Consider the following 22324-nt stretch of genomic DNA (forward strand, 5'->3'; position numbering starts at 1 on the left):
GGGCTTGGCGGCGGGCCGCGCCTGAAGGTCCCGTGGGACAGTGCCGCCGGTCGGCCCGGACCCCGGAGTGCTCGGGGCCGGTCGGGCAGGAGGCATGAGGCCCGCCGGGGACCGGCCAGGCAGCCGACGGCCCCGTTCAGAGCGGCGCGACGAAGACGTGCGCTGCGGTGCGCGTGGGCAGTTCGGCGGTGCGGCCGCCGCGGCCGACCGTCACACCACCGGCCGACGACATGACGCTCACGACCGCGCCGGGCCGTACTCCCACCCGCCGCAGGGCGGACAGCAGCCGGTGATCGCTCTGCACCGGCTCCCCGATGCGCCGCAGGACGGCGCTCGTGCCGGCCGGCCCGGGCACCATGGCACCGAGGCTGACCGTGGTCCCGGCGGGGGACGGGCGCGGGGCCGCGTCACCGGCTCCGCCCAGTTCCTCCAGGCCCGGGATCGGGTTCCCGTACGGCGACTCGGTCGGGTGGCGCAGCAGCTCAAGGAGGCGGCGCTCGACGTCCTCGCTCATCACGTGCTCCCAGCGGCACGCCTCGGCGTGCACCCGTTCCCACTCCAGGCCGATCACATCCACGAGCAGGCACTCCGCGAGCCGGTGCTTGCGCATCACGCGCGTCGCCAGCCGCCTGCCCCCGCCGGTCAGTTCCAGCCGCCGGTCGGCGGCGACCCGCAGCAGCCCGTCGCGTTCCATGCGGGCGACGGTCTGGCTGACGGTGGGACCGCTCTGGTCCAGGCTCTCGGCGATCCGGGCGCGCATCGGGACCACGCCCTCCTCCTCCAGCTCCAGGACGGTGCGGAGGTACATCTCCGTCGTGTCGATGAGCCTCGCCACGGGACGGTCAGGCGGGGGTCTCGGCGGTGGCCGTCAGGACCGCGCGGCCGAGGATGTGTCCGGCCATGGTGAAGCCGAGCACGGCCGGGGTGGCGTCGGCCGGGACGCCGATGGACTCGACGTCGAGGGCGTGCACCACGACGAAGTAGCGGTGCGGGCCGTGTCCGGCCGGCGGCGCGGCACCGATGTAGCGGGCGGTGCGGGCGTCGTTGGGGAGCTGGTAGGCGCCCTCGGGCAGGCCCGGGCCGGTGTCGTCGCCCGCACCCTCGGGGAGTTCGGTGACGGCGGCGGGGATGTCGGCGACCGCCCAGTGCCAGAACCCGGACCCGGTGGGGGCGTCGGGGTCGTACACGGTGACGGCGTAGCTCCTGGTGCCCTCCGGTGCGCCGCTCCACGCCAGCTGCGGGGAGACGTCCGCGCCGCCGGGGACGCCGGACGCCCACTGGGCGGGCGACCAGGGGCTGCCGTCGTGGACGGAGGTGCTGGTGACGGTGAAGGAGGCCGCCTCCGGGAGGCGGGCGAAGGGGTCGTTGGCGCTCATCGCGTTGTTCCTTTCGGGTGGGGCGGCAGCCCTTGCGGGGCCGCTTAGTAATCGACGATAACACCAATAATCGATTATTCAAGGGATCGTCTATCCGTCCGGGCTATGCTGAGGCCATGACTGAGACCGGCTCCCCCTCGTCCCCGCCCGGGAAGCGGATGCTCTCCGACCAGGTCCACGCACATCTGCGGGACGCGATCCTGCGCGGCGACCATGCCCCCGGTGCCCCCCTCAAGCCGCAGGACCTCGCCAAGGAGCAGGGCGTGAGCCTGGCCGTGGTGCGCGAGGCCCTCGTGCGGGTGGTCGGAGACGGTCTCGCCGACCGGCTGCCCAACCGCGGCTTCGCCGTACCGGCCTTCTCCGACCGCCGCTGGCAGGAGATCGCCGAGGCCCGCCGGACCGTCGAGCCGGTCATGCTGCGGATGTCCGTCGAGCGCGGCGACGTCGACTGGGAGGCCCGGGTGCGGGCGGCCCACCACCGCCTGGCCCGCACGCCCGCGTACGCGCCGGGGGAGGGCGCGTACTACAGCGGCGAGTGGTCCGAGGCGCACCGGGTCTTCCACCGCACCCTGATGGAGGGCTGCGGCAACCCCGTGCTGCTGGAGACCTTCGACCGGCTGTGGACGGCCGGTGAACTCGCCCGCCGCTGGTCCGCGCACCGCTCCCCCGACCGCGACGGCGCCGAGGAGCACCGCAGCCTGGAGGCGGCCGTGCTGGCCCGCGACGGCGACACCGCGGCAGCGATCCTCACCCGGCACCTCACCCTGACGGCGGCGGCGCTGACGGACGCCGGGGCGGACGGCACGCCGGGCGGCGTGGCGGACGACACGCCGGACGGTGGCTGAGAACTCCCTGCGGGTTCCTCCCTGAGAACTCCCTGTGGGTTTCTCAGGGAAATCACAGCTTGGGGAAAGGGCCCTCTCAGAGCGCTCCGACATCGTGTCCGGCATGACCACGACCTCGCCCCAGGGGCGCACCGAACTGCTGAGGCCGGACGGGAGCCCCGTCCGGGTGCTTGTAGTGGACGACGAGTTGTCCATCACCGAACTGCTCTCCATGGCCCTGCGCTACGAGGGCTGGCAGATCCGCAGCGCGGGCGACGGCCACGGGGCGGTGCAGGCGGCCCGCGAGTTCCGGCCGGACGCCGTCGTGCTGGACATGATGCTGCCCGACATGGACGGCCTGAGCGTCCTGGGGCGGCTGCGCCGGGACCTGCCGGACGTGCCGGTGCTGTTCCTCACCGCGAAGGACGCCGTGGAGGACCGTATCGCCGGGCTGACCGCGGGCGGGGACGACTACGTCACCAAGCCGTTCAGCCTGGAGGAGGTCGTCGCCCGGCTGCGCGGACTGATCCGGCGCTCCGGCGCCGCCGACCGGCGCTCCGACTCCGTCCTGGTCGTCGGCGACCTCACCCTCGACGAGGACAGCCACGAGGTCACCCGCGGCGGTGACGGCATCCACCTCACCGCCACCGAGTTCGAGCTGCTGCGCTTCCTGATGCGCAACCCGCGCCGGGTGCTGAGCAAGGCGCAGATCCTGGACCGGGTGTGGTCCTACGACTTCGGCGGGCAGGCCAACGTCGTCGAGCTGTACATCTCCTACCTGCGGCGGAAGATCGACGCCGGGCGCGAGCCGATGATCCACACCCGGCGCGGCGCCGGTTACCTGATCAAGCCCGCGGTCTCGTGAGCAGGCGGCGACGACCGCGGCCGCGGACCCTGCGGACGCGCCTCGTCGTCGCGTCCGTGGCACTGATCGCGGTGGTGTGCGCGGTGATCGGGACGGTGACGACCCTCGCCCTGCGCTCGCACCTGTACGACCAGCTGGACGGGCAGGTGCAGGAGGTCGCGGCGCGGGTGTCCGGCTTCGGACCGCCCGGCGACCCCAAGGCCGGCGGCGGTGGCGGCGGCCCGCAGCGGATGGACCTCGACGAGTTCGTCACGCACGGGGGCCCGCAGCCGCGCGACACCATCGTCGCGGAGATCGACGACGGGGTCGTCGTGGATGCCAAGTACGGCCAGAAGGACGAGGCGAGCACGGACGTCAGCAGGACGACGCCGGTCTCCCTCGACGAGACCCAGCGTGCCGCGCTGGCCACCGTCCCCCAGGACGGCAACGCGCACACCGTAGAGGTCCCCGGCCTCGGCGACTACCGCGTCGAGTACCACAACGGCTACTACGCCGCCCTCCCCACCACCGGCGTCGACAGCACCGTCAACACGCTGATCATCGTCGAGGCCAGCGTCACCGCCGCAGGACTCATCGCCGCCTCCCTCGCCGGGACCGTCATCGTCGGCGTCGCCACCCGCCCCCTGCGCAAGGTCGCCGCCACCGCCGGCCGCGTCTCCGAACTCCCTCTGCACGCGGGCGAGGTCAACCTCGACGAGCGCGTCCCCGACTCCGAGTGCGACCCGCACACCGAGGTCGGCCGGGTCGGCTCCGCGCTCAACCGGATGCTGGACCACGTGCACGGCGCCCTGCACGCCCGCCAGGAGAGCGAGACGCGGGTACGGCAGTTCGTCGCCGACGCCAGCCACGAACTGCGCACCCCCCTCTCCTCCATCCGCGGGTACGCCGAACTCACCCGCCGGGGGCGCGAGGAGGTCGGCCCCGACACCCGGCACGCGCTGGGCCGCATCGAGTCCGAGGCGGGCCGCATGACGCTGCTGGTCGAGGACCTGCTGCTGCTCGCGCGCCTGGACGCCGGGCGGCCGCTGGAGTTCGAGCGGACCGACCTCGTACCGCTGGTCGTGGACACCGTCAGCGACGCCCGCGCGGCCGGGCTCGACCACAACTGGCGGCTCGACCTGCCCGACGCACCGGCGCCGGTGTCGGCGGACGCCGCCCGCCTCCAGCAGGTGCTGGTCAACCTCCTCGGCAACGCCCGCAACCACACGCCGCCGGGCACGACCGTCACCGCGCGCGTGCGCACGAGCGGCGCGTGGCTGTGCGTGGACGTCGAGGACAACGGCCCGGGCGTGCCGGCGGAGTTGCTGCCGCACGTCTTCGAGCGGTTCGCGCGCGGCGACTCCGCGCGGTCCCGGGCGACCGGTTCGACGGGGCTCGGGCTCGCCATCGTGCAGGCCGTGACGACCGCGCACGGCGGCGGCGTGACGGTCGCCAGCGTGCCCGGGCGGACGGTCTTCACCGTGCATCTGCCCGCAGTTCAGGAACGACGGGACGCGTGGGCGCACTCACAGGCACAGCACAGCCTCACCACACGGGTGCGACAGGGGACTTGAGAAGAGTCGGTCCCATGCGAACCGACTCTTCTCCCGGCTCCCTGCCGGCGCGGGAGCACCTCCCGGCCGCGGCAGCCGGCCCGCCCGTCCTCGACGTGGTGATCCCCGTCTACAACGAGGAGAAGGACCTGAGGCGGTGCGTCCTGAGGCTGCACGAGCACCTCACCCGGACGTTCCCCTACGCCTTCCGCGTCACCGTCGCCGACAACGCCTCCGCCGACGCCACCCCCCACGTCGCGGCCCGGCTGGCGGCGGAACTCCCCGAGGTCAGGTCCGTCCGCCTGGAGCAGAAGGGCCGCGGCAGGGCCCTCAGGACCGTCTGGTCCGCCTCCGACGCCCCGGTCCTCGCCTACATGGACGTGGACCTGTCCACCGACCTGAACGCGCTGCTCCCGCTGGTGGCGCCGCTCATCTCCGGCCACTCGGACCTCGCGATCGGCTCCCGGCTCGCCCGCAGCTCGCGGGTGGTGCGCGGCGCCAAGCGGGAGTTCATCTCCCGCACCTACAACCTCATCCTGCGCGGCTCCCTCCAGGCCCGCTTCTCCGACGCCCAGTGCGGCTTCAAGGCGATCCGCCGGGACGTGGCCCAGGTGCTGCTGCCGCTGGTGGAGGACACCGGCTGGTTCTTCGACACCGAGATGCTGGTGCTCGCCGAGCGGGCCGGCTGCCGCATCCACGAGGTGCCGGTCGACTGGGTCGACGACCCCGACTCGACCGTGCACATCGTGAAGACGGCGACCGAGGACCTCAAGGGCGTGTGGCGGGTCGGCAAGGCCCTGGCCACCGGCTCGCTGCCGCTGGACCGGCTGGCCCGCCCCTTCGGCGACGACCCCCGCGACCGCGACCTGACGGACGTGCCGCAGGGGCTGGCCCGGCAGCTCGTCGGCTTCTGCGTCGTGGGCGCCCTCTCCACGCTCTTCTACCTCCTCCTCTACAGCGGCTTCCGCCTCTTCACCGGCTCCCAGGTCGCCAACGCGCTCGCCCTGCTGGTCTCCGCCGTCGCCAACACCGCCGCCAACCGGCGGCTGACCTTCGGGGTGCGCGGCCGGGGCGGTGCCGTGCGGCACCAGGCGCAGGGGCTGGTCGTCTTCGGTATCGGCCTCGCGCTGACCAGCGGTTCGCTCGCCGCCCTGAACGCGGCGAGCGCCGACCCGGACCACTCCACCGAGCTGGCCGTGCTGATCGCCGCCAACCTCGCGGCGACGGTGCTGCGCTTCCTGCTCTTCCGCGCCTGGGTCTTCCCGGACGCGCCGCCCGCGGCCCCCGCGCCGGGCCCCGGGCCCACCGGTGCCGGTTCGGCGGGCGCCGGGTTCCCGGACCCGTACCGCGCCTGGAGCGACGCCACCGTGCGGCTCCAGCCGGTGCGCTCCGCCGGCCCCGACGCGACCGGCCCGGCGACCGAGCCCGCGACCGACCCGAGGAGCGCCCGATGACGACGCACTACGACCCGGCCGCGCCCGCCGAGGAGACACGCGCACCCGGCGGCGGGAACGGGGGACCGCCCCCGGCGGCACCGCCCGCCGACCACCACCACCATCACCACCACGGGCAGCACGGGCAGTCCGGCGGATCGCGGCTCGGCCGGCTGTGGCGCGGCCGTCCCGAGGACCCGGGCTGGGTACGCCCCGCCTTCCTCGGCCTCCTGCTGGCCACCGCCGTCCTCTACCTCTACAACCTGAGCGCCTCCGGCTACGCCAACTCCTTCTACTCCGCGGCCGTACAGGCGGGCAGCCAGTCCTGGAAGGCCCTGTTCTTCGGCTCCCTCGACGCCGGCAACGCGATCACCGTGGACAAGCCCCCGGCCGCCCTGTGGCCGATGGCCCTGGCGGTGCGGATCTTCGGGCTCTCGTCCTGGTCGGTCCTCGTCCCCGAGGTGCTGATGGGGGTGGGCACGGTCGCCGTCGTGTACGCGGCGGTGCGCCGCCGGTTCAGCCCCGCGGCCGGACTGATCGCGGGTGCCGTGCTGGCGCTGACGCCCGTGGCCGCGCTGATGTTCCGGTTCAACAACCCGGACGCGCTGCTCGCGCTGCTGATGTCCGTCACCTGCTACTTCGTCGTACGGGCGCTGGAGGACGGCCGGACCAAGTGGCTGGTGTGGGCCGGCGTCGCGGTCGGCTTCGCCTTCCTGGCCAAGACCCTCCAGGCCTTCCTGATCCTGCCCCCGCTCGCCCTCGTGTACGGCGTCTGCGCACCGGTGCGGCTGCGCAGGCGCCTCGGCCAACTCGCGCTCGCCACCCTCGCGATCGTCGTCTCCGGCGGCTGGTGGGTCGCGGTCGTGGAGCTGTGGCCCGCGTCGTCCCGCCCGTACATCGGCGGCTCGCAGAACAACAGCTTCCTGGAACTGACCTTCGGCTACAACGGTCTCGGCCGGCTCAACGGCGAGGAGACCGGCAGCGTCGGTGGCGGTGGCGGTGGCGGCATGGGCGGGGGCAGCCAGTGGGGCGAGACCGGCTGGGACCGGATGTTCAACTCCGAGATCGGCGGCCAGATCTCCTGGCTGCTCCCGGCCGCCCTGATCCTGCTCGTCGCGGGCCTGGTCGCCACGCGCCGGGCCGGACGTACGGACGCCGCGCGCGCGTCCTTCCTGGTCTGGGGCGGCTCGCTGGTGACGACCGCGGCCGTCTTCAGCTACATGGCGGGCATCTTCCACCAGTACTACACGGTGGCCCTCGCCCCCTACCTGGCGGCTGTCGTCGGCATGGGCGCCGCGGCCCTGTGGGAACGGCGCGAGCGGCTCTGGGCGTCCCTCGCCCTGGCCGCCGCCGTGACGGCGACCGCGGCCTGGGGGTACGTCCTGCTGAACCGCACGCCCGCGTACCTGCCCTGGCTGAAGTGGCTGGTGCTGGTCGGCGGCCTGGCCGCCGCGCTGGGCCTGGTCTTCGCCGGACGGCTGGACCGGCGGGCCCTCCTCGCGGCGGCGGGCCTCGGCCTCGTGGCGTCGCTGGCCGCGCCGACGGCGTACACGCTGAGCACGGTCTCCGAGGGGCACAGCGGCTCCATCGTCACGGCAGGTCCGTCCGGCGCGAGCATGATGGGCGGTCCGGGCGGTGGCGGAGGCCGGGGCGGCTTCCCGGGCGGCGGCTTCCCCGGCGGCGGGAACGCGGCACCCGGGCAGGGCCAAGGGCAGGGACAGACGCAGGGCCAGGGCCAGAGCGGTCCGGGCGGCGGCGGTGGCGGGGGCTTCCCCGGCGGCGGCACCGCCCCGGGCCAGAACGGCCAGAACGGCCAGGCCCCCAACAGCCAGGCCCCCAACAGCCAGGCCCCCAACGGCCGGAGCAACCAGAACGGCGCGGCAGGCGAAGGCGGGGGCATGGCCGGCGGCATGGGCGGGGGCGGCGGCATGGGCGGTCTGCTCAACGGCGCCGAGGTCGGCTCCGAGGCGAAGAAGCTGCTGGAGACCGACGCCGGTTCCTACACCTGGGCGGCCGCCGCGATCGGTTCGCAGAACGCCGCGAGCTACCAGCTCAGCACCGGCGACCCGGTGATGGCGATCGGCGGCTTCAACGGCACCGACCCGTCACCGACCCTGGCGCAGTTCAAGGAGTACGTGGCGGAGGGCGAGATCCACTACTTCATCGGCGGCGGTACGGGCGGCGGCATGGGCGGTGACGACTCCGGCACCGCGTCGCAGATCACCTCGTGGGTCGAGGCCCACTTCAAGGAGGTCACGGCCGGTTCGGCCACCTTCTACGACCTCACGCAGCCGACGGACTGACCGGCCGGCCATCGCCGGTAGCGAACGACCGGCGATGCGGTGTCCCGCGCTCATACAGTCCGTCCGCATGAGTGTTCTCACGAGACCCCGCATCGCCGTGGTCGGGAGCGGCCCCGCCGGTCTCACCTTCGCCCGGGTCCTGCACCGCCACGGCCACCCCGTCACCGTCCTCGAACGCGACCCCGCCCCCGACGCCCGCCCTCCGGGCGGCACGCTGGACCTGCACGAGGGGCTGGGCCAACTCGCCCTGGACAAGGCGGGGCTGCTGGACCGGTTCCGGGCGCTGGCCCGTCCCGAGGGGCAGGCCATGCGCATCCTGGACGTCGACGGCACCGTCCTGCGCGACTGGCGGCCCGGCCCGGACGAGCGGGCCAACCCCGAGATCGACCGCGGGCAACTCCGCGACCTGCTGCTCGGCCCGCTCGACGTCCGGTGGGCACGGCACGTGACGCGGGTGGAGCCGGGGGCCGGGGACGGCGTGCGGGTCCACTTCGCGGACGGGCGGCAGGAGACGTACGACCTCGTGGTCGGCGCGGACGGCGCCTGGTCCCGGACCCGCCCGGCACTCTCGCCGGTGACGCCGCGCTACACCGGCGTGACCCTGGTCGAGACCTCACTGGACGACGTCGACACCCGCCACCCCGACCTCGCCCGGCTGGTGGGCGACGGCTCCGTGGCCGTGTACGGCGTGAACCGGGCGATCGTCGCCCAGCGCGGCAGCGGCGGCCACGTCAAGGTGTACGCCCAGTTCCGCGCACCGCTGGACCGGCACCCGGAGCCGGACCCCGACCCGTTCCCGACGGACACCGGCACAGACGTCGGCCCGGACATCGACACCGTACGGACGGCCCTGCTGTCGATGTTCGACGGCTGGGCCGTGCCCGTCCTCGAACTCCTCCGCCGCGGCGCCGTCTTCGTCCGCCGCCCCCTGTACGTCCTGCCCGTCGGCCACACCTGGACCCACGTCCGCGGGGTGACGCTCCTGGGCGACGCCGCCCATCTGATGCCGCCGCTGGGGGCGGGCGCGAACCTCGCGATGCTGGAGGGCGCCGAGCTGGCCGAGGCCCTCGCCACCGGCTCCGGGGAACCGGACGACACCGTCCGCGCCTTCGAGGAGCGGATGTGGGCCCGGGCCGCCCGGTGGGCCGGGATCACGGCCGCCGGTCTGGAACGCCTCGTGAGCCCCGACCCCGCCGCGGCCCTCGCCGTCTTCGACGAGGTGCAGCCCTCCTGACCGCTCGACCCGGCCGTACGAGACGCGGCAGCCGAAGCCGTTGTACAGTGTATAAGTCAGCTATACGCTGTACAGCGTGACGACATCCTCGCAGGACCCCCGGGATCCCGCCAAGGAGCGGAAGACCGCGTCCCCGGTTGCCCGGGGCCACCCGCGGCGCTGGCTGATCCTCGGTGTCATCAGCCTCGCCCAGCTGACGGTGGTCCTGGACAACACCGTGCTGAACGTGGCCGTCCCCTCGCTCACCCACGAACTCGGCGCCTCCACGTCGGACATCCAGTGGATGATCAACGCCTACTCGCTCGTCCAGTCCGGCCTGCTGCTCACCGCGGGCAGCGCGGCCGACCGGTACGGCCGCAAGAAGATGCTGGCCGCCGGTCTCGCCCTGTTCGGGCTCGGCTCGCTGAGTGCCGGACTCGCCTCCACGACCGGTCAGTTGATCGCGGCCCGGGCCGGTATGGGCATCGGCGGCGCCCTGCTGCTGACCACCACGCTGGCCGTGGTGATGCAGATCTTCGCGCCCGACGAGCACGCGAAGGCGATCGGCATCTGGAGCGCGGTCAGCGCGCTCGGGTTCGCCGGCGGGCCGCTGCTCGGCGGCTTCGTCCTCGACCACTTCCGGTGGGGCGCGATCTTCCTGATCAACCTGCCGGTCGTGGCCCTCGGCCTGGTCGCGGTCGTCGCCCTGGTCCCCGAGTCGAAGGATCGGCGGGGCGACCGCCCCGACCTGCTCGGCGCCGTCCTCTCCACGATCGGCATGGCCGCGCTGGTCTACGCGATCATCTCCGGCCCCGGATACGGCTGGACGTCGGGACGGGTGTCGGCCACGGCCGCCGTCGCCGCGGTGGTCCTCGCGCTCTTCGCCCGCTGGGAGAGCAGGGTCGCCCACCCCATGCTCGACCTCAGCTTCTTCCGCGACCAGCGGTTCACCGGCGCGGTCGCGGGTCTGGTGCTGATCAGCTTCGGCATGGGCGGCGCGCTGTTCCTGCTCACCCAGCACCTCCAGTTCGTCCTCGGGTACGGCCCGCTGGAGGCCGGCCTGCGGACCGCGCCGCTCGCCCTGACGGTGGTGGTGCTCAACTTCTCCGGGGTGGCGGCGAAGTGGCTGGCCCGCCTCGGCACCCCGGCGGCGGTGCTGCTGAGCATGGCGCTGATGTCGGCGGGCCTGGTGGCCGTCGCCACGCTGACCGGGCAGGGCTACGCCGGGACGCTGCTGGGTCTGCTGCTGATCGGCACGGGGTGCGCGCTCGGCAACCCGGCGATGGCGCACGCGCTGATGAGCGCGATCCCACCGGCCAGGGCCGGGGTCGGCGCCGGGGTCAACGGCACGCTGGCGGAGTTCGGCAACGGGCTGGGCGTGGCCGTGCTGGGGGCGGTGCTGAACTCCCGGTTCGCGGCGCTGGTGCCGGCCACGGCGACGTCGTTGCCCGCCGCGCTCGCCTCGGCGCGGGACGAGAGCGAGCGGGGACGGGTGCTCGACGCGTTCGCCTCCGGAGTGGAGAGCAGCCAGCTGGTGGGGGCGGTGGCCGTACTGCTGGGCGGGGTGGCGGCGGCGGCGCTGCTGCGCAGGGCGCGACGGGAGGGTGCCTGACGCTCGAAGCGCGGGGCGGCCCGCGACCGCCGGCCCGTTGCGGCCGGTCGTGCCCGCGCCGCTGAGCCCGCCCGGCCCTCGCCCCGGCGCTCGCCCCGGCCCTCCGTCAGCGGCCTAGCATGACCGGTGACGGCGAGAGCGAGGTAGTACGCATGGCGAAGGCAGGGCGCCAGGGGCCCCGGACCAGTGTGTGGCTGACCGGGGAAGGCCGGCGGAGCGGGCGCCGCGGGGGGCAGCCGTCCGGGCTCGACCGGGACCGGATCACCGAGGCCACCGTCCGGCTGCTGGACGCCGAGGGCCTGACCGGGTTCTCCATGCGCCGCCTGGCCGCCGAGCTGAACGTCACCGCGATGTCCGTGTACTGGTACGTCGACACCAAGGACGAGCTGCTCGAACTCGCCCTGGACACCGTCTTCGGCGAGCTGCGCCGTCCGGACCACGGCCCGGACTCCGGCGAGGACTGGCGCGAGCAGTTGCGCACGCTGGCCCGGGAGAACCGCGCGCTGCTGGTGCGCCACCCCTGGCTGGCCCGGCTGCTGGGCACGTACCTCAACATCGGGCCCCACTCGCTGGCCTTCTCCCGGTCGGTGCAGGCCGTCGTGGGCCGCAGCGGACTGCCCGCGCACCGCGTGACCGGCGCCATCGCCGCCGTCTTCCAGTTCGTCAACGGCTACGGCACGATCGAGGGCCGCTTCCTCGCACGGGTGGCGGACACCGGGCTGAGCGCCGACGAGTACTTCCAGGACTCGATGAACGCGGCGACCGGCTTGCCGGACACCGCGGGCGTCATCGAGGACGCGCAGGAGATCATGGCGGCCCGCGGTGGCGACACCGTCGCGGAGATGCTGGACCGGGACTTCGAGTTCGCCCTCGACGTGCTGGTCGCGGGCATCGAGGCGATGGTCGCCCGCGGCTGACCCGACGCCCCCGGGCCCGGCAGTTCTCCTCGCCCCCTCGCTCCCTCGCCCGCCCGGGCGTCAGTCGTCCGTCGTCAGCCGTGCCGGGAAGCCGCCCGTCGCGACCGGCCCCCACTTCCGGGGCGTCACCCGGACGATGGACTTGCCCTGCTTGACCATGGCCTGCCGGTACTCGTCCCAGTCGGGGTGCTCGCCGGAGATGTTGCGGAAGTACTCCACGAGCGGCTCCACGGAGTCGGGCGCGTCGAGGACCTCCGCGTCGCCGTCGATCTGGACCCAGGGCCCGTTCCACTCGTCGCTGAGCACGATCAGGCTGACCCGCGGGTCGCGGCGCGCGTTGCGGGTCTTGGCCCGTTCGGGGTACGTGGAGACGACGATGCGCCCCGCGTCGTCGACCCCGCAGGTCAGCGGCGACCCCTGCGGGCTGCCGTCGGCCCGCCGGGTCAGCAGGATCGCCCGGTGCCGGGGCCGCACGAAGTCCAGCAGCTCGTCCAGGGAGACACGGGTGTTCGTCGCGATGTTCGGTGCCATGCCGCCAGCCTAGGGGGGCCGGCCCCACCGGCACGCACTCAGGCCGCGGTCTCCGTCCCCGCCCGCAGGGCCTCCGTCAGGTTGTCGTACACCGGCACGTCGCGGCGCAGGCCGGAGAGTTCCAGGACGCGGCTCGCCACGCCCTTCGGGGCGGCCACCACGTGCAGCCGGACGCGGGCGGGCAGGCGGCGGCGTACGGCGTCGAGGAGACGGACGCCCTGGGAGTCCATGAAACGGGTCGGGCCCAGGTCCAGGACGAGCAGGCGCAGTCCGTCGGAACGCTGTTGAACGGCGGCCATGACCAGGGGCAGCAGCCCCGAGGCGTTGCAGAAGTCGATCTCACTGGGCATCGCGAGCACCGCGCAGCCGGGTGGCTCACACGGCTCGCGCGGTTCACAGGGCTGGATGGGGAGGGTCACAGCACTCACCTGACAGACGCCGGGCACCGGCCGGGCCGCTTCCTGACCCGTACCCATTCCACCACGCGGCGCGGAGGTACGGAAGGCGCTCGCCCGGTCCGTCGGCCGGGCGTCACCGGCACGCAACCAAGCAGCTAAAGTGCTGTTCGTCCTGTGCTCGCAGTCGGGAATGTGCTGCGGAGCTCTCCTGCGCACGGCCGTGAGGCCGCGCATGCCGAAGAGGTTCGTGGTGGCTGCGTCCGAATTTACTGATTTGCCGCGTTTTCCGGTGGGTTTCGAGCTGGCCGAAGCCCTGACGGCGGCGGCTCGCGACCTCCACGGGACCGGCACTCCCGACGAGACCATGAACACCGCCGTGGAACTGGCGGTGCGCCTGCTCCCCGACGCCGAGTACGCGGGCATCGCGGAGGTCCAGCGCGGCGGCCGGCTGCGCACCCTCTCCTGGACCGACGAGACCGTGCGCTTCGCCGCCGAACCCCGGCAGGGCGGCCACACCCCGCACCCGGACTGGGAGCAGCTGTGGACCACGCCCGTGGTGCGGACGGCCGACAGCGAGGCCGACGGCGGCGACAACGTGCTGTCCGGCCTCGGCCTGCGCTCGGCGCTCTCCCTGCGGCTGCGCGCCGACCGGCGCCGGCTGACCGTGCTGACCGCCTACGCCCGCAAGCCCCAGGCCTTCGACGAGGACGCCACCCGCATCGGCCGGCTCTTCACCGCGCACGTCTCCCTCGCCCTGGAGTCGGCCACGGTGCGCGAGCAGCTCACGGAGGCCATGCGCACCCGTGACCTGATCGGCCAGGCCACCGGCATCCTGATGGAGCGGCTGGACATCGACGCGGCCGGCGCCTTCGACTCCCTGGTCAGGGCGTCCCAGCGGGAGAACGTGAAACTCCGCGACCTCGCCCGCCGCATCGTCGACGCGAACACGGGTAAGGGCAACCGAGGCGTGGGCGAGCGGTGACGGGATATCCGTACGGTCATGACCTCGCAGACCCCTGACACGCTCGACCGTGCCATAGCGCGCAGCCAGGGCCTCGACACCCTGCTGCGGGACCTCACCGACCGGGCGGTCGGACAGGTGCCCGGCGCCGTCGCCTGTTCGGTGACGGTGCGCCGGGCGGACCGGCTGATGACCCTGGCGGGCAGCACGGGCCTGCCCGGCGGCCTGGACCTGCGCCAGTACGAGAACGGCTCGGGCCCCTGCGTGGACGCCGCGGAGACGGGCAGCGCCCAGTACTCCGCCGACCTGGCCACCGAGACCCGCTGGCCCGCGTACACCCGGTACGCGCTCGCCACCGGCGTGCGCTGCGTGCTGGCACTGCCGCTGGCCGTCGAGGGCGAGACGGGCGCCGCCCTCAACCTCTACGCCACGGAACCGGACGCGCTGGCCGGGGGGATCGAGGCGGCCACCGCCTTCGCGGAGGGCGCCGCGCACGCGGTGAACGAGGCCCTGCGCCTGGAGCGGCAGCAGGCGTCGGCGGCCGACGTGCGCACCGCCCTGCTCTCCCGCAGCGTCATCGACCAGGCGGTCGGCATGCTCATGGCCCGGGAGCGGATCGACGCCCACCGGGCCCTGGAACGGCTGCGCCGGGCCTCGCAGGACCGGAACGTCAAGCTCCGGGACCTGTGCGGGGAGTTGGTGGCCCGGGCGTCCGGCGGTGCCTCAGGCGGCCGGCAGTGACTCCCCCTGGACCGCCTGGATGTCCAGCTCGACCCTGAGCGTCGTACCGATGGCGGCGATGCCGGCCTGGACGACCTGGTTGTAGTTCATGGCGAAGTCCTCGCGGTGCAGCTCCGCCGTGGCCCGGAAGGCCGCCCGGGTGCCGCCCCAGGGGTCGGCGCCGGTGCCGAGGTAGGCCAGGTCGAGGTCGACCGGGCGGACGACGCCGTGCAGACCCAGCTCGCCCCGGACGGTCCACCGGTCCGGGCCCGCCTCCGAGACGCCGGTGGACCGGTAGGTGATCTCCGGGTAGCGCTCGACGTCCAGGAAGTCCGGCGAGCGCAGGTGGGTGTCGCGCATGCCGTTGCCGGTGTCGATGGAGGCCGCCCGGATCACCGCCTCCACGCGGGACTTGGTGACGTCGTCCGGCGCGATCTCGACCGTGGCGGCGAAGTCGGTGAAGCGGCCGCGCACGCTGGAGATGCCCAGGTGCTGCGCGGCGGCGGCCACGCTGGAGTGGGCCGGGTCGACGGTCCACGGACCCGGCGGCGGCAGTTCGGTGCCGCCCTGGCGGGCCAGGGTCACGGTGCCGACCTCGGCCCGGCCGCTCGCGGTGACGATCGCGCTGGACGCGGCCGGCGCGTAGCCCACCGCGGTGACGATCACGGTGTACGCCCCCGGCGCCAGCGCGGTGGTGTCCCGCACGGCGCCCTCGGTGTCCGCCTCGACGCGCAGCACCTGCGCGCCGGTCATGTCGGTCACCGTGACGACCGCGTGCGACACGGCCCATCCGTCCCGCGTTCGAATCCTCGCGGTCAGTCCCATCCCGTCTTCTCCCTGCAAACGATCGATACGAAGCGTCGTCGGCGAACGATGCGAACCATTGCGAACGACGCGAACGATCGATAAATGATCAGATAGTGGCCGTAAAGAGACCGGCCCGTGGTGGGCGGGCGCACCTCCGCTCAGAGCGCGCACGCCACCACGGGCCGGGGCGGTGCTACTCGCCGGGGTGGGCGAGCTGGATGTCGTGGCCGTCGGCACCGGGGCCGGCGACCGTCAGGGACGTCGCCACCGGCGGGTAGCCGGTCGCGATGACGGTGTACTCACCGGTGTCCAGGTCGGTGAAGGCGTACGCGCCGTCCGTGCCGGTGGTGGCCGTGCCGACCACGTTGCCGGCCGCGTCGACCAGGGTGACGCGGGCGTCGGCCAGCGGACCGTGCGGTGCCCGCACGACGCCCTGGACCTGGGCCCCGGACTGGAGGTCGACCTCGACCCGGGTGACGCCGGCGCCGCCGACCTCCACGGGCAGGGCGCGCGGCCGGTGGCCGACGGCGTTGACCGCGACGGTCACCGTGCCGGGCACCAGCTCGGCGAAGGAGAACTCGCCCTGCTCGCCGGTGACGGCGGTGGCCAGCAGGTCACCGCGCACATCGGTCACGATCACCATGGCGTCCTTGACCGGCAGCCCGCTCTCCAGGGCCCGGACCAGGCCGGTGAGCCCGCTGGTGCCGCTGAGCAGGATGTCGTAGGCGAGCGGCTCGTCGTTCACGACGATCGTCGAGGCCTGCGGCTGGAAGCCGTCGGCCGAGGCGATCAGGACGTACGAGCCCGCGCTCGGCGCGTCCAGCGTGTAGGAGCCGTCGGCCTGGGCGACCGAGCGGCCCAGCTGCCGGCCCGCCAGCGAGATCAGCGTGACGGCGGCCTGCGGGACCGGGGCGGACTCGGCGCCGCGGACGAAGCCGCGGACCGCGATGCCGCCGGACACGGGGGCCTGCGGCTCACCGGAGCCGGTCGCCGTGGCGACGGCGGCGAGCCGCTGCGTGGCGGCGGGTTCGGCCGCCGGGGCCTCGGAGACGGCCGACGTGCCCGAGGGCGCCGGGGCGGCGGCTATCGCCGCGGCCGGAACCGGCTCGTCGGCGGGCCGGAAGGCCTCCGCCGGGGTCCCCGCGACGGGCGGGCCGGACTCGGCCGAGGCCTCGGCGGCGGCCTGGGCGAGGGCGCCCGTGGTGCGCAGCGGGACCTCCTTGATGAACAGGGTCACCAGGAAGCCGAGCAGGGCGACCGGCGCGACGTAGAGGAAGATGTCGGCGATGCCGTGCCCGTAGGCGCTCTCCAGCCACTCGCGGATGCCCGGGGGCAGCAGGTCCATGTCGGGGATGCCGCCGCCACCGGTGGTCTTGGCGGCCGCCGCCTGCTCCTGCGGGCTGAGCTGCCCGATGGTGTCCGCGGCGTAGTGGCTGATCCGGGTCGACATGACGGAGCCGAGGACGGAGACGCCGACCGCACCGCCGAGGGACCGGAAGAAGGTGACCACGGAGGACGCGGCGCCCAGGTCGCCCGGGGCCACCTGGTTCTGCGTGCAGAGCACCAGGTTCTGCATCATCATGCCGACACCGAGACCCATCAGCGCCATGAAGATCGCGATGTGCCAGTACGGGGTGTCGTAGCGCATGGTGCTCAGCAGGCCCAGGCCCGCCGTCAGCAGCACGCCGCCGGCCAGCAGCCAGCGCTTCCACTTGCCGGTCTTGGTGATGATGATGCCGGAGGCCGTGGAGGATATGAACAGGCCGCCGATCATCGGGATCGTCATGAGTCCCGACATCGTCGGGGACTTGTCCCGGGCCAGCTGGAAGTACTGGCTGAAGTAGACGGTGCCCGCGAACATCGCGATACCGACGAACAGCGAGGCCAGCGAGGCCAGGGTGATGGTGCGGTTCTTGAACAGGCGCAGCGGGATGATCGGCTCGCTGGCCTTCGACTCGACGAAGAGGAAGAGCAGCGTCAGCAGGATCGAGCCGCCGACCATGGCGCCCGTCTGCCAGGACATCCAGGAGTACTTGTCGTCGGCGAAGGTGACCCAGACGAGCAGCAGGCAGACGGCCGCGGTGATGAAGAAGGCGCCGGTCCAGTCGACCTTGACCTTCCGCTTGTTCACCGGCAGGTGCAGCGTCTTCTGCAGCACGACCAGCGCGATGATCGCGAAGGGCACGCCGACGTAGAGGCACCAGCGCCAGCCGAGCCAGCTGGTGTCGGTGATGACGCCGCCGAGCAGCGGGCCGCCGACGGTGGCGACGGCGAAGGTGGCGCCGAGGTAGCCGGAGTAGCGCCCGCGCTCACGCGGGGCGATCATCGCGGCCATGATGATCTGTGCCAGGGCGGAGAGACCGCCGCCGCCGAGGCCCTGGATGGCGCGGGCGGTGATCAGCATCGCCGGGTTCTGCGCCAGGCCGGCTATGACGGAGCCTATGACGAAGACGACGAGGGCCGTCTGGACCAGGGCCTTCTTGCTGATCTGGTCGGCGAGCTTGCCCCACAGGGGGGTGGAGGCGGTCATCGTCAGCAGCGAGGCGGTGACGACCCAGGTGTAGGCGCTCTGACCGCCGCCGAGGTCTCCGATGATCTCGGGGAGCGCGTTGGTGACGATGGTGGAGGACAGGATGGCGCAGAACATGCCGAGCAGCAGCCCGGACAGCGCTTCCATGATCTGCCGGTGCGTCATCGGAGCGTCTCCGGTGGAGCCTCCCCCGTGCTTGGCATGAGCCCGCACACCGGCTGGTGTGGTCGTTGCCATGGACTTCCTTTACTTGATGGTGATCGCGGGTGTACGGGTGGACTGTTCGTCCCCGGACAGTGCGGGAGGCCGGGCCGCGGGGACCCGGCAGTCGTCGAAGCTGGCCCTGAGGCGGGCCATGAGGCGGGAGAGCTGACCGACCTCGTCGTCGGACCAGTCGCTCAACCGCTGGGCGAGCAGCTGGGTGGACCACTCGGCGATGTCGTCGAGCTGGGTCTGCCCCTCGGGCGTCAGACTCAGGATGCGCGAACGTTTGTCGGCCGGGTCGGGGAGGCGTTCGATCCAGCCCCGGTCCGCGACGTGGGCGACGTGGCGGCTGGTCACCGACATGTCCACCGCGAGCAGCTCCGCGAGCTTGCTCATGCGCATGTCCCCGTGCCGGCCGAGCAGTGTCATGACCCCGAAGGCCCCGCCGGGACAGTCGGACGGCAGCAGCCGGGCCATCTCCCGCTTCACGGCGCCGAAGGCGCTGAACTGGCGGATCAGCTCCTCGTACTGCGCCCTCTCGGCCATGCACACCTCCCGATTCGTTGCTTAGGGCAACGATACGTACGGTTGGTTGCTACAGGCAAATAAAGACGGTAAGAGCAGCCCAAAAAGTTGGCAAAGGCAAGTATTGCGATAGTAAATGCGCAGGTGACGGGAGGTGATCGCGTCCAAGAACCGGAGAGGGCCCCGCACTTGGGCCGTACGCGCGGATTCGCTAGTGTCTCGGCCCATGGCTAACAACCAGGGCCCCCAGGGCACCAACGACCCCGCCGGCAGCACCCAGATGTTCCGCGCGTTCGTCGACGACGCCCCGCAGACCCGGCAGCCGGCCGCCGCGCCCTCCTCCGGCCCCCGCGTCGGCCTGATCGTCGGCATCGTGGCCGCCGTGGTCGTCGTCGCGGCCGTGGCCTGGCTGGCGCTCGGCTAGGACCTCTCGGCGGAAGCGTCAACGACCGCCGCGGCACCCCGGAGGTGCCGCGGCGGTCGCCGGGCTGCCGTGGCGACGGCCGCGAAGGGCTGCGCGCCCGGTGCTCGGTCCGGGGCACACCTGGCGTACGAGTGCGGGGCGCGCCCGGTGTACCGACACGGGGGCGCGCCCGGTGCCTCAGTCCGAGATGAGGCCCTCGCGCAGCTGCGACAGCGTCCGGGTCAGCAGCCGGGAGACGTGCATCTGCGAGATGCCGACCTCCTCGCCGATCTGCGACTGGGTCATGTTGGCGAAGAAGCGCAGCATGATGATCCGGCGCTCCCGGGGCGGCAGCTTGGCCAGCAGCGGCTTGAGGGACTCGCGGTACTCCACGCCCTCCAGCGCCGTGTCCTCGTACCCCAGGCGGTCCGCCAGCGAGCCCTCGCCGCCGTCGTCCTCCGGGGCCGGTGAGTCCAGCGAGGAGGCGGTGTAGGCGTTGCCCACCGCGAGGCCGTCGACGACGTCCTCCTCGGACACGCCCAGCACGGCGGCCAGCTCGCCGACCGTCGGTGAACGGTCCAGCTTCTGGGACAGCTCGTCGCTGGCCTTCGTCAGCGCCAGGCGCAGCTCCTGGAGGCGGCGCGGGACGCGCACCGACCACGAGGTGTCGCGGAAGAACCGCTTGATCTCCCCGACTACCGTCGGCATCGCGAACGTCGGGAACTCCACGCCCCGTTCGCAGTCGAAGCGGTCGATCGCCTTGATCAGGCCGATGGTGCCGACCTGGACGATGTCCTCCATCGGCTCGTTGCGCGAGCGGAACCGGGCCGCCGCGTACCGCACCAGCGGGAGGTTGAGTTCGATCAGGGTGTCCCGGACGTAGGCGCGCTCCGGGCTGTCCTCGTCGAGGGCGGCGAGCCGCAGGAACAGGGAGCGGGACAGGGTGCGGGTGTCGATGGCCCCCGTGGCCGCCTGGGTCTGGGCCGGCACGGCGTCGAGGTTCGGTACGGCGTCGACGGCCTGCGCTTCGTCGATGGCCGGCACGCCATCGACGGGGCCGAGAGCTTCGAGCGTGCCGGGTGCGGTCTCGCTCTCCGCGAGCGCGAGCACCTTCGAGCTGCCCTGTTCTGCGGACATGCCACCCCCTTTGGGTCGCGGGACGGTCACGGCACACGCTCCCACGCCGGGAACGCAGCCTTCACCTGAATACCGGAGCCGGAGCTCCGGCAAACGCGTCTCCGGCAGAATGTCACATGTCGGCAACACGCTGTAGTGACATGTCGACATGCGAGACACGAAAACCCCCTGGAAACAGGGGGTCTGACGGCCTTTCGGACCGATTCCGCCCGCAAAGACGCTGGTAGGTGATTCGCTCGCCCCGGTGATGCCTCGCTCGCGCTTTCGACTCCGTCCGGAACCTGTTCCGAGGTTACGCGTCGATCCGGTTCGCGGACCTCAACCGCTGGAAACTGCGCGCCAGTAGCCGCGACACGTGCATCTGCGAGACGCCGAGTTCGGCGCTGATCTGCGACTGCGTCAGGTTGCTGTAGTAGCGCAGCAGCAGGATCCGCTGCTCGCGCTCCGGGAGCTGGACGAGCAGGTGCCGTACCAGGTCGCGGTGTTCGACCCCGTCGAGGGCGGGGTCCTCGTAGCCGAGCCGGTCCAGCAGTCCGGGCAGCCCGTCGCCCTCCTGTGCGGCCTCCAGCGAGGTGGCGTGGTACGACCGGCCCGCCTCGATGCAGGAGAGCACCTCCTCCTCGGTGATGCGCAGCCGCTCGGCGATCTCGGCGGTCGTCGGGGAGCGCCCGAAGGCGGTCGTCAGGTCCTCGGTGGCGCTGTTGACCTGCACCCACAGCTCGTGCAGCCGGCGCGGTACGTGCACCGTGCGGACGTTGTCGCGGAAGTACCGCTTGATCTCGCCGACGACGGTCGGCATCGCGAACGTCGGGAACTGCACGCCCCGCTCCGGGTCGAAGCGGTCGATGGCGTTGATGAGGCCGATCGTGCCGACCTGGACGACGTCCTCCATCGGCTCGTTGCGGGAGCGGAAGCGGGCGGCGGCGTAGCGCACGAGGGGGAGGTTGGCCTCGATGAGCGCGGCCCGTACCCGGTTGTGCTCCGCCGTGCCCGGGGTGAGGCCCTTCAGCTCGCCGAAGAGCACCTGGGTCAGGGCCCGGGTGTCGGCGCCCCGGCTGCGCTGCGGCGCGGGTGCCTCCTGGGCCTGGGCGGGCGGTGCGGGCGGTGCTTGAGGCGCAGTACTGGCCGGCACGGTCAACTCCACCTCGTGATCCGTTGCTTTTCCGTCAACTCAGTCCGTTAACTCATCCGTCAAAAGCGGTCATAGCATCACAAGACATGCCCACTGTGTGCAAGCACCGCATAGCGCCGTGTTGAGTGAACGCGGAAGCGAACAGGGAAGCGAACACGGAAGTGGACACGGAAGCGGACGAGCCGCGAAGCCGGTAGGGAAGCCGGTCGTGAACCCGGTGGTGAACCCGGCAAGGAACCCCGGCGTGGACGCGCAGCGGCCCCGCACCGGTCGGGTGCGGGGCCGCCGGGTGCGGAGGCGTCAGAACTCGTAGTCGGCGATCACCCAGGTGGCGAACTCGCGCCAGAGTGCGACGCCGGCCTGGTGTGCCGGGTGTTCGAGGTAGCGCTTGAGGGCGTCGGCGTCGTCCACCGCGGAGTTGATGGCGAAGTCGTAGGCGATGGGCCGGTCGCTGATGTTCCAGGCGCACTCCCAGAAGCGCAGCTCCTCGATCCGGCCGCCCAGCGCGCGGAAGGCCTCGACGCCCTCCACCACGCGCGGGTCGTCGCGTTCGACGCCCTCGTTGAGCCTGAACAGCACGAGGTGGCGGATCATCCTTCTCCTCCGTTGGCGGCCCAGGTCATGAAGTCGCCGACGGCGCTGGCCGCGTCGGAGATGCCCTGGAAACCTATCTGGACGTAGTCGGCCGCCTTCTCCGGATCCGTGATGATCACGTACAGCACGAAGACCACGACGACGTAGACGGCGATCTTCTTCGAGTTCACCGCCACCGCGGCCTCCCCCTGGGACTCTCCTCGGACTCCTGCGTTACCAGCGGCGAGTTTAACCGCCGGTCCCCGCAGTCGATCAATGCCTGAACTGCCGCAATCGAGCCCGGGCGGGCGCCGCGGTGCCCATGGCA

General features: G+C 72.7%; 22 protein-coding genes. 11 read left to right on the forward strand and 11 right to left on the reverse strand.

Features of this window, described 5'->3' with window-relative positions:
- Positions 1 to 136: 136 nt before the first annotated feature.
- Both IG94_RS0117130 and IG94_RS0117135 read right to left on the reverse strand, forming a co-directional pair.
- Positions 137 to 835, reverse strand: coding sequence for an iron-dependent transcriptional repressor DtxR (locus IG94_RS0117130; protein ID WP_031036851.1), 699 nt, complete (start codon positions 833 to 835; stop codon positions 137 to 139).
- Between the two features lie 7 nt (positions 836 to 842).
- Positions 843 to 1376, reverse strand: coding sequence for a YbhB/YbcL family Raf kinase inhibitor-like protein (locus tag IG94_RS0117135; protein WP_031036856.1), 534 nt, complete (start codon positions 1374 to 1376; stop codon positions 843 to 845).
- A gap of 116 nt (positions 1377 to 1492) precedes the next feature.
- Here IG94_RS0117135 and IG94_RS0117140 point away from each other — a divergent pair, with 116 nt between their 5' ends.
- From IG94_RS0117140 to IG94_RS0117175, 8 genes are all read left to right on the forward strand, one after another.
- Positions 1493 to 2221: a GntR family transcriptional regulator gene (locus IG94_RS0117140; protein WP_052410717.1), complete on the forward strand. Its 729-nt coding sequence runs from the start codon at positions 1493 to 1495 to the stop codon at positions 2219 to 2221.
- A gap of 103 nt (positions 2222 to 2324) precedes the next feature.
- A complete protein-coding gene (locus IG94_RS0117145) occupies positions 2325 to 3065 on the forward strand; it encodes a response regulator transcription factor (protein WP_030188895.1) in 741 nt (246 codons plus the stop codon).
- The gene (locus tag IG94_RS0117150) at positions 3062 to 4618 is read left to right on the forward strand and encodes a sensor histidine kinase (RefSeq protein WP_031036861.1); all 1557 of its coding nucleotides are present in this window, start codon (positions 3062 to 3064) and stop codon (positions 4616 to 4618) included. The genes IG94_RS0117145 and IG94_RS0117150 overlap by 4 nt, the downstream gene beginning before the upstream one ends.
- A gap of 14 nt (positions 4619 to 4632) precedes the next feature.
- The gene (locus IG94_RS0117155; RefSeq protein ID WP_052410718.1) at positions 4633 to 6051 is read left to right on the forward strand and encodes a bifunctional glycosyltransferase family 2/GtrA family protein; all 1419 of its coding nucleotides are present in this window, start codon (positions 4633 to 4635) and stop codon (positions 6049 to 6051) included.
- The gene (locus IG94_RS0117160) at positions 6048 to 8333 is read left to right on the forward strand and encodes an ArnT family glycosyltransferase (protein ID WP_031036867.1); all 2286 of its coding nucleotides are present in this window, start codon (positions 6048 to 6050) and stop codon (positions 8331 to 8333) included. The genes IG94_RS0117155 and IG94_RS0117160 overlap by 4 nt, the downstream gene beginning before the upstream one ends.
- A 67-nt stretch (positions 8334 to 8400) precedes the next feature.
- Complete coding sequence (locus IG94_RS0117165) at positions 8401 to 9567, forward strand: FAD-dependent oxidoreductase (protein ID WP_043483872.1); 1167 nt, start codon at positions 8401 to 8403, stop codon at positions 9565 to 9567.
- A gap of 76 nt (positions 9568 to 9643) precedes the next feature.
- Entirely contained in the window at positions 9644 to 11158 is a 1515-nt protein-coding gene (locus IG94_RS0117170; protein ID WP_031036873.1) for an MFS transporter, read from the forward strand.
- A 152-nt stretch (positions 11159 to 11310) separates the two neighbouring features.
- On the forward strand, positions 11311 to 12075 hold the full coding sequence (locus tag IG94_RS0117175) for a TetR/AcrR family transcriptional regulator (RefSeq protein ID WP_031036878.1): 765 nt from the start codon (positions 11311 to 11313) through the stop codon (positions 12073 to 12075).
- 60 nt (positions 12076 to 12135) lie between these two features.
- Here the strand turns inward: IG94_RS0117175 and IG94_RS0117180 are convergent, their stop codons facing one another.
- Both IG94_RS0117180 and IG94_RS0117185 read right to left on the reverse strand, forming a co-directional pair.
- Entirely contained in the window at positions 12136 to 12606 is a 471-nt protein-coding gene (locus IG94_RS0117180) for a PPOX class F420-dependent oxidoreductase (RefSeq protein ID WP_031036880.1), read from the reverse strand.
- A 38-nt stretch (positions 12607 to 12644) separates the two neighbouring features.
- Complete coding sequence (locus tag IG94_RS0117185) at positions 12645 to 13082, reverse strand: STAS domain-containing protein (protein WP_263446481.1); 438 nt, start codon at positions 13080 to 13082, stop codon at positions 12645 to 12647.
- A 154-nt stretch (positions 13083 to 13236) separates the two neighbouring features.
- Here IG94_RS0117185 and IG94_RS0117190 point away from each other — a divergent pair, with 154 nt between their 5' ends.
- Both IG94_RS0117190 and IG94_RS0117195 read left to right on the forward strand, forming a co-directional pair.
- Positions 13237 to 13986 carry an ANTAR domain-containing protein gene (locus IG94_RS0117190; protein ID WP_043483811.1) on the forward strand — a complete coding sequence of 250 codons (750 nt, stop codon included), beginning with the start codon at positions 13237 to 13239 and terminating at the stop codon, positions 13984 to 13986.
- 18 nt (positions 13987 to 14004) lie between these two features.
- Positions 14005 to 14706 carry a GAF and ANTAR domain-containing protein gene (locus IG94_RS0117195; RefSeq protein WP_031036890.1) on the forward strand — a complete coding sequence of 234 codons (702 nt, stop codon included), beginning with the start codon at positions 14005 to 14007 and terminating at the stop codon, positions 14704 to 14706.
- Here IG94_RS0117195 and IG94_RS0117200 read toward each other — a convergent pair.
- The 3 genes from IG94_RS0117200 to IG94_RS0117210 form a co-directional block, all read right to left on the reverse strand.
- Entirely contained in the window at positions 14689 to 15510 is an 822-nt protein-coding gene (locus tag IG94_RS0117200) for a YceI family protein (RefSeq protein ID WP_031036894.1), read from the reverse strand. The genes IG94_RS0117195 and IG94_RS0117200 overlap by 18 nt on opposite strands.
- A gap of 175 nt (positions 15511 to 15685) precedes the next feature.
- Positions 15686 to 18187, reverse strand: a complete 2502-nt coding sequence (locus IG94_RS0117205; RefSeq protein WP_031036898.1) for an MFS transporter — start codon at positions 18185 to 18187, stop codon at positions 15686 to 15688.
- 81 nt (positions 18188 to 18268) lie between these two features.
- Positions 18269 to 18772: a MarR family winged helix-turn-helix transcriptional regulator gene (locus IG94_RS0117210; RefSeq protein ID WP_031036901.1), complete on the reverse strand. Its 504-nt coding sequence runs from the start codon at positions 18770 to 18772 to the stop codon at positions 18269 to 18271.
- 205 nt (positions 18773 to 18977) lie between these two features.
- Here IG94_RS0117210 and IG94_RS0117215 point away from each other — a divergent pair, with 205 nt between their 5' ends.
- Positions 18978 to 19175 (forward strand): hypothetical protein, encoded by a 198-nt coding sequence (locus IG94_RS0117215; protein WP_031036903.1) that lies wholly within the window; start codon positions 18978 to 18980, stop codon positions 19173 to 19175.
- Between the two features lie 177 nt (positions 19176 to 19352).
- Here the strand turns inward: IG94_RS0117215 and IG94_RS0117220 are convergent, their stop codons facing one another.
- The 4 genes from IG94_RS0117220 to IG94_RS0117235 form a co-directional block, all read right to left on the reverse strand.
- Positions 19353 to 20291 (reverse strand): RNA polymerase sigma factor SigF, encoded by a 939-nt coding sequence (locus tag IG94_RS0117220; RefSeq protein ID WP_031036905.1) that lies wholly within the window; start codon positions 20289 to 20291, stop codon positions 19353 to 19355.
- A 292-nt stretch (positions 20292 to 20583) separates the two neighbouring features.
- Positions 20584 to 21423: an RNA polymerase sigma factor SigF gene (locus IG94_RS0117225; RefSeq protein WP_031036908.1), complete on the reverse strand. Its 840-nt coding sequence runs from the start codon at positions 21421 to 21423 to the stop codon at positions 20584 to 20586.
- A gap of 300 nt (positions 21424 to 21723) precedes the next feature.
- Positions 21724 to 22017: a Dabb family protein gene (locus tag IG94_RS0117230; protein ID WP_031036910.1), complete on the reverse strand. Its 294-nt coding sequence runs from the start codon at positions 22015 to 22017 to the stop codon at positions 21724 to 21726.
- The gene (locus tag IG94_RS0117235) at positions 22014 to 22193 is read right to left on the reverse strand and encodes a hypothetical protein (RefSeq protein WP_031036914.1); all 180 of its coding nucleotides are present in this window, start codon (positions 22191 to 22193) and stop codon (positions 22014 to 22016) included. The genes IG94_RS0117230 and IG94_RS0117235 overlap by 4 nt, the downstream gene beginning before the upstream one ends.
- Positions 22194 to 22324: the final 131 nt, after the last annotated feature.

Source organism: Streptomyces olivaceus (genome assembly GCF_000721235.1).
Classification (GTDB): domain Bacteria; phylum Actinomycetota; class Actinomycetes; order Streptomycetales; family Streptomycetaceae; genus Streptomyces; species Streptomyces olivaceus.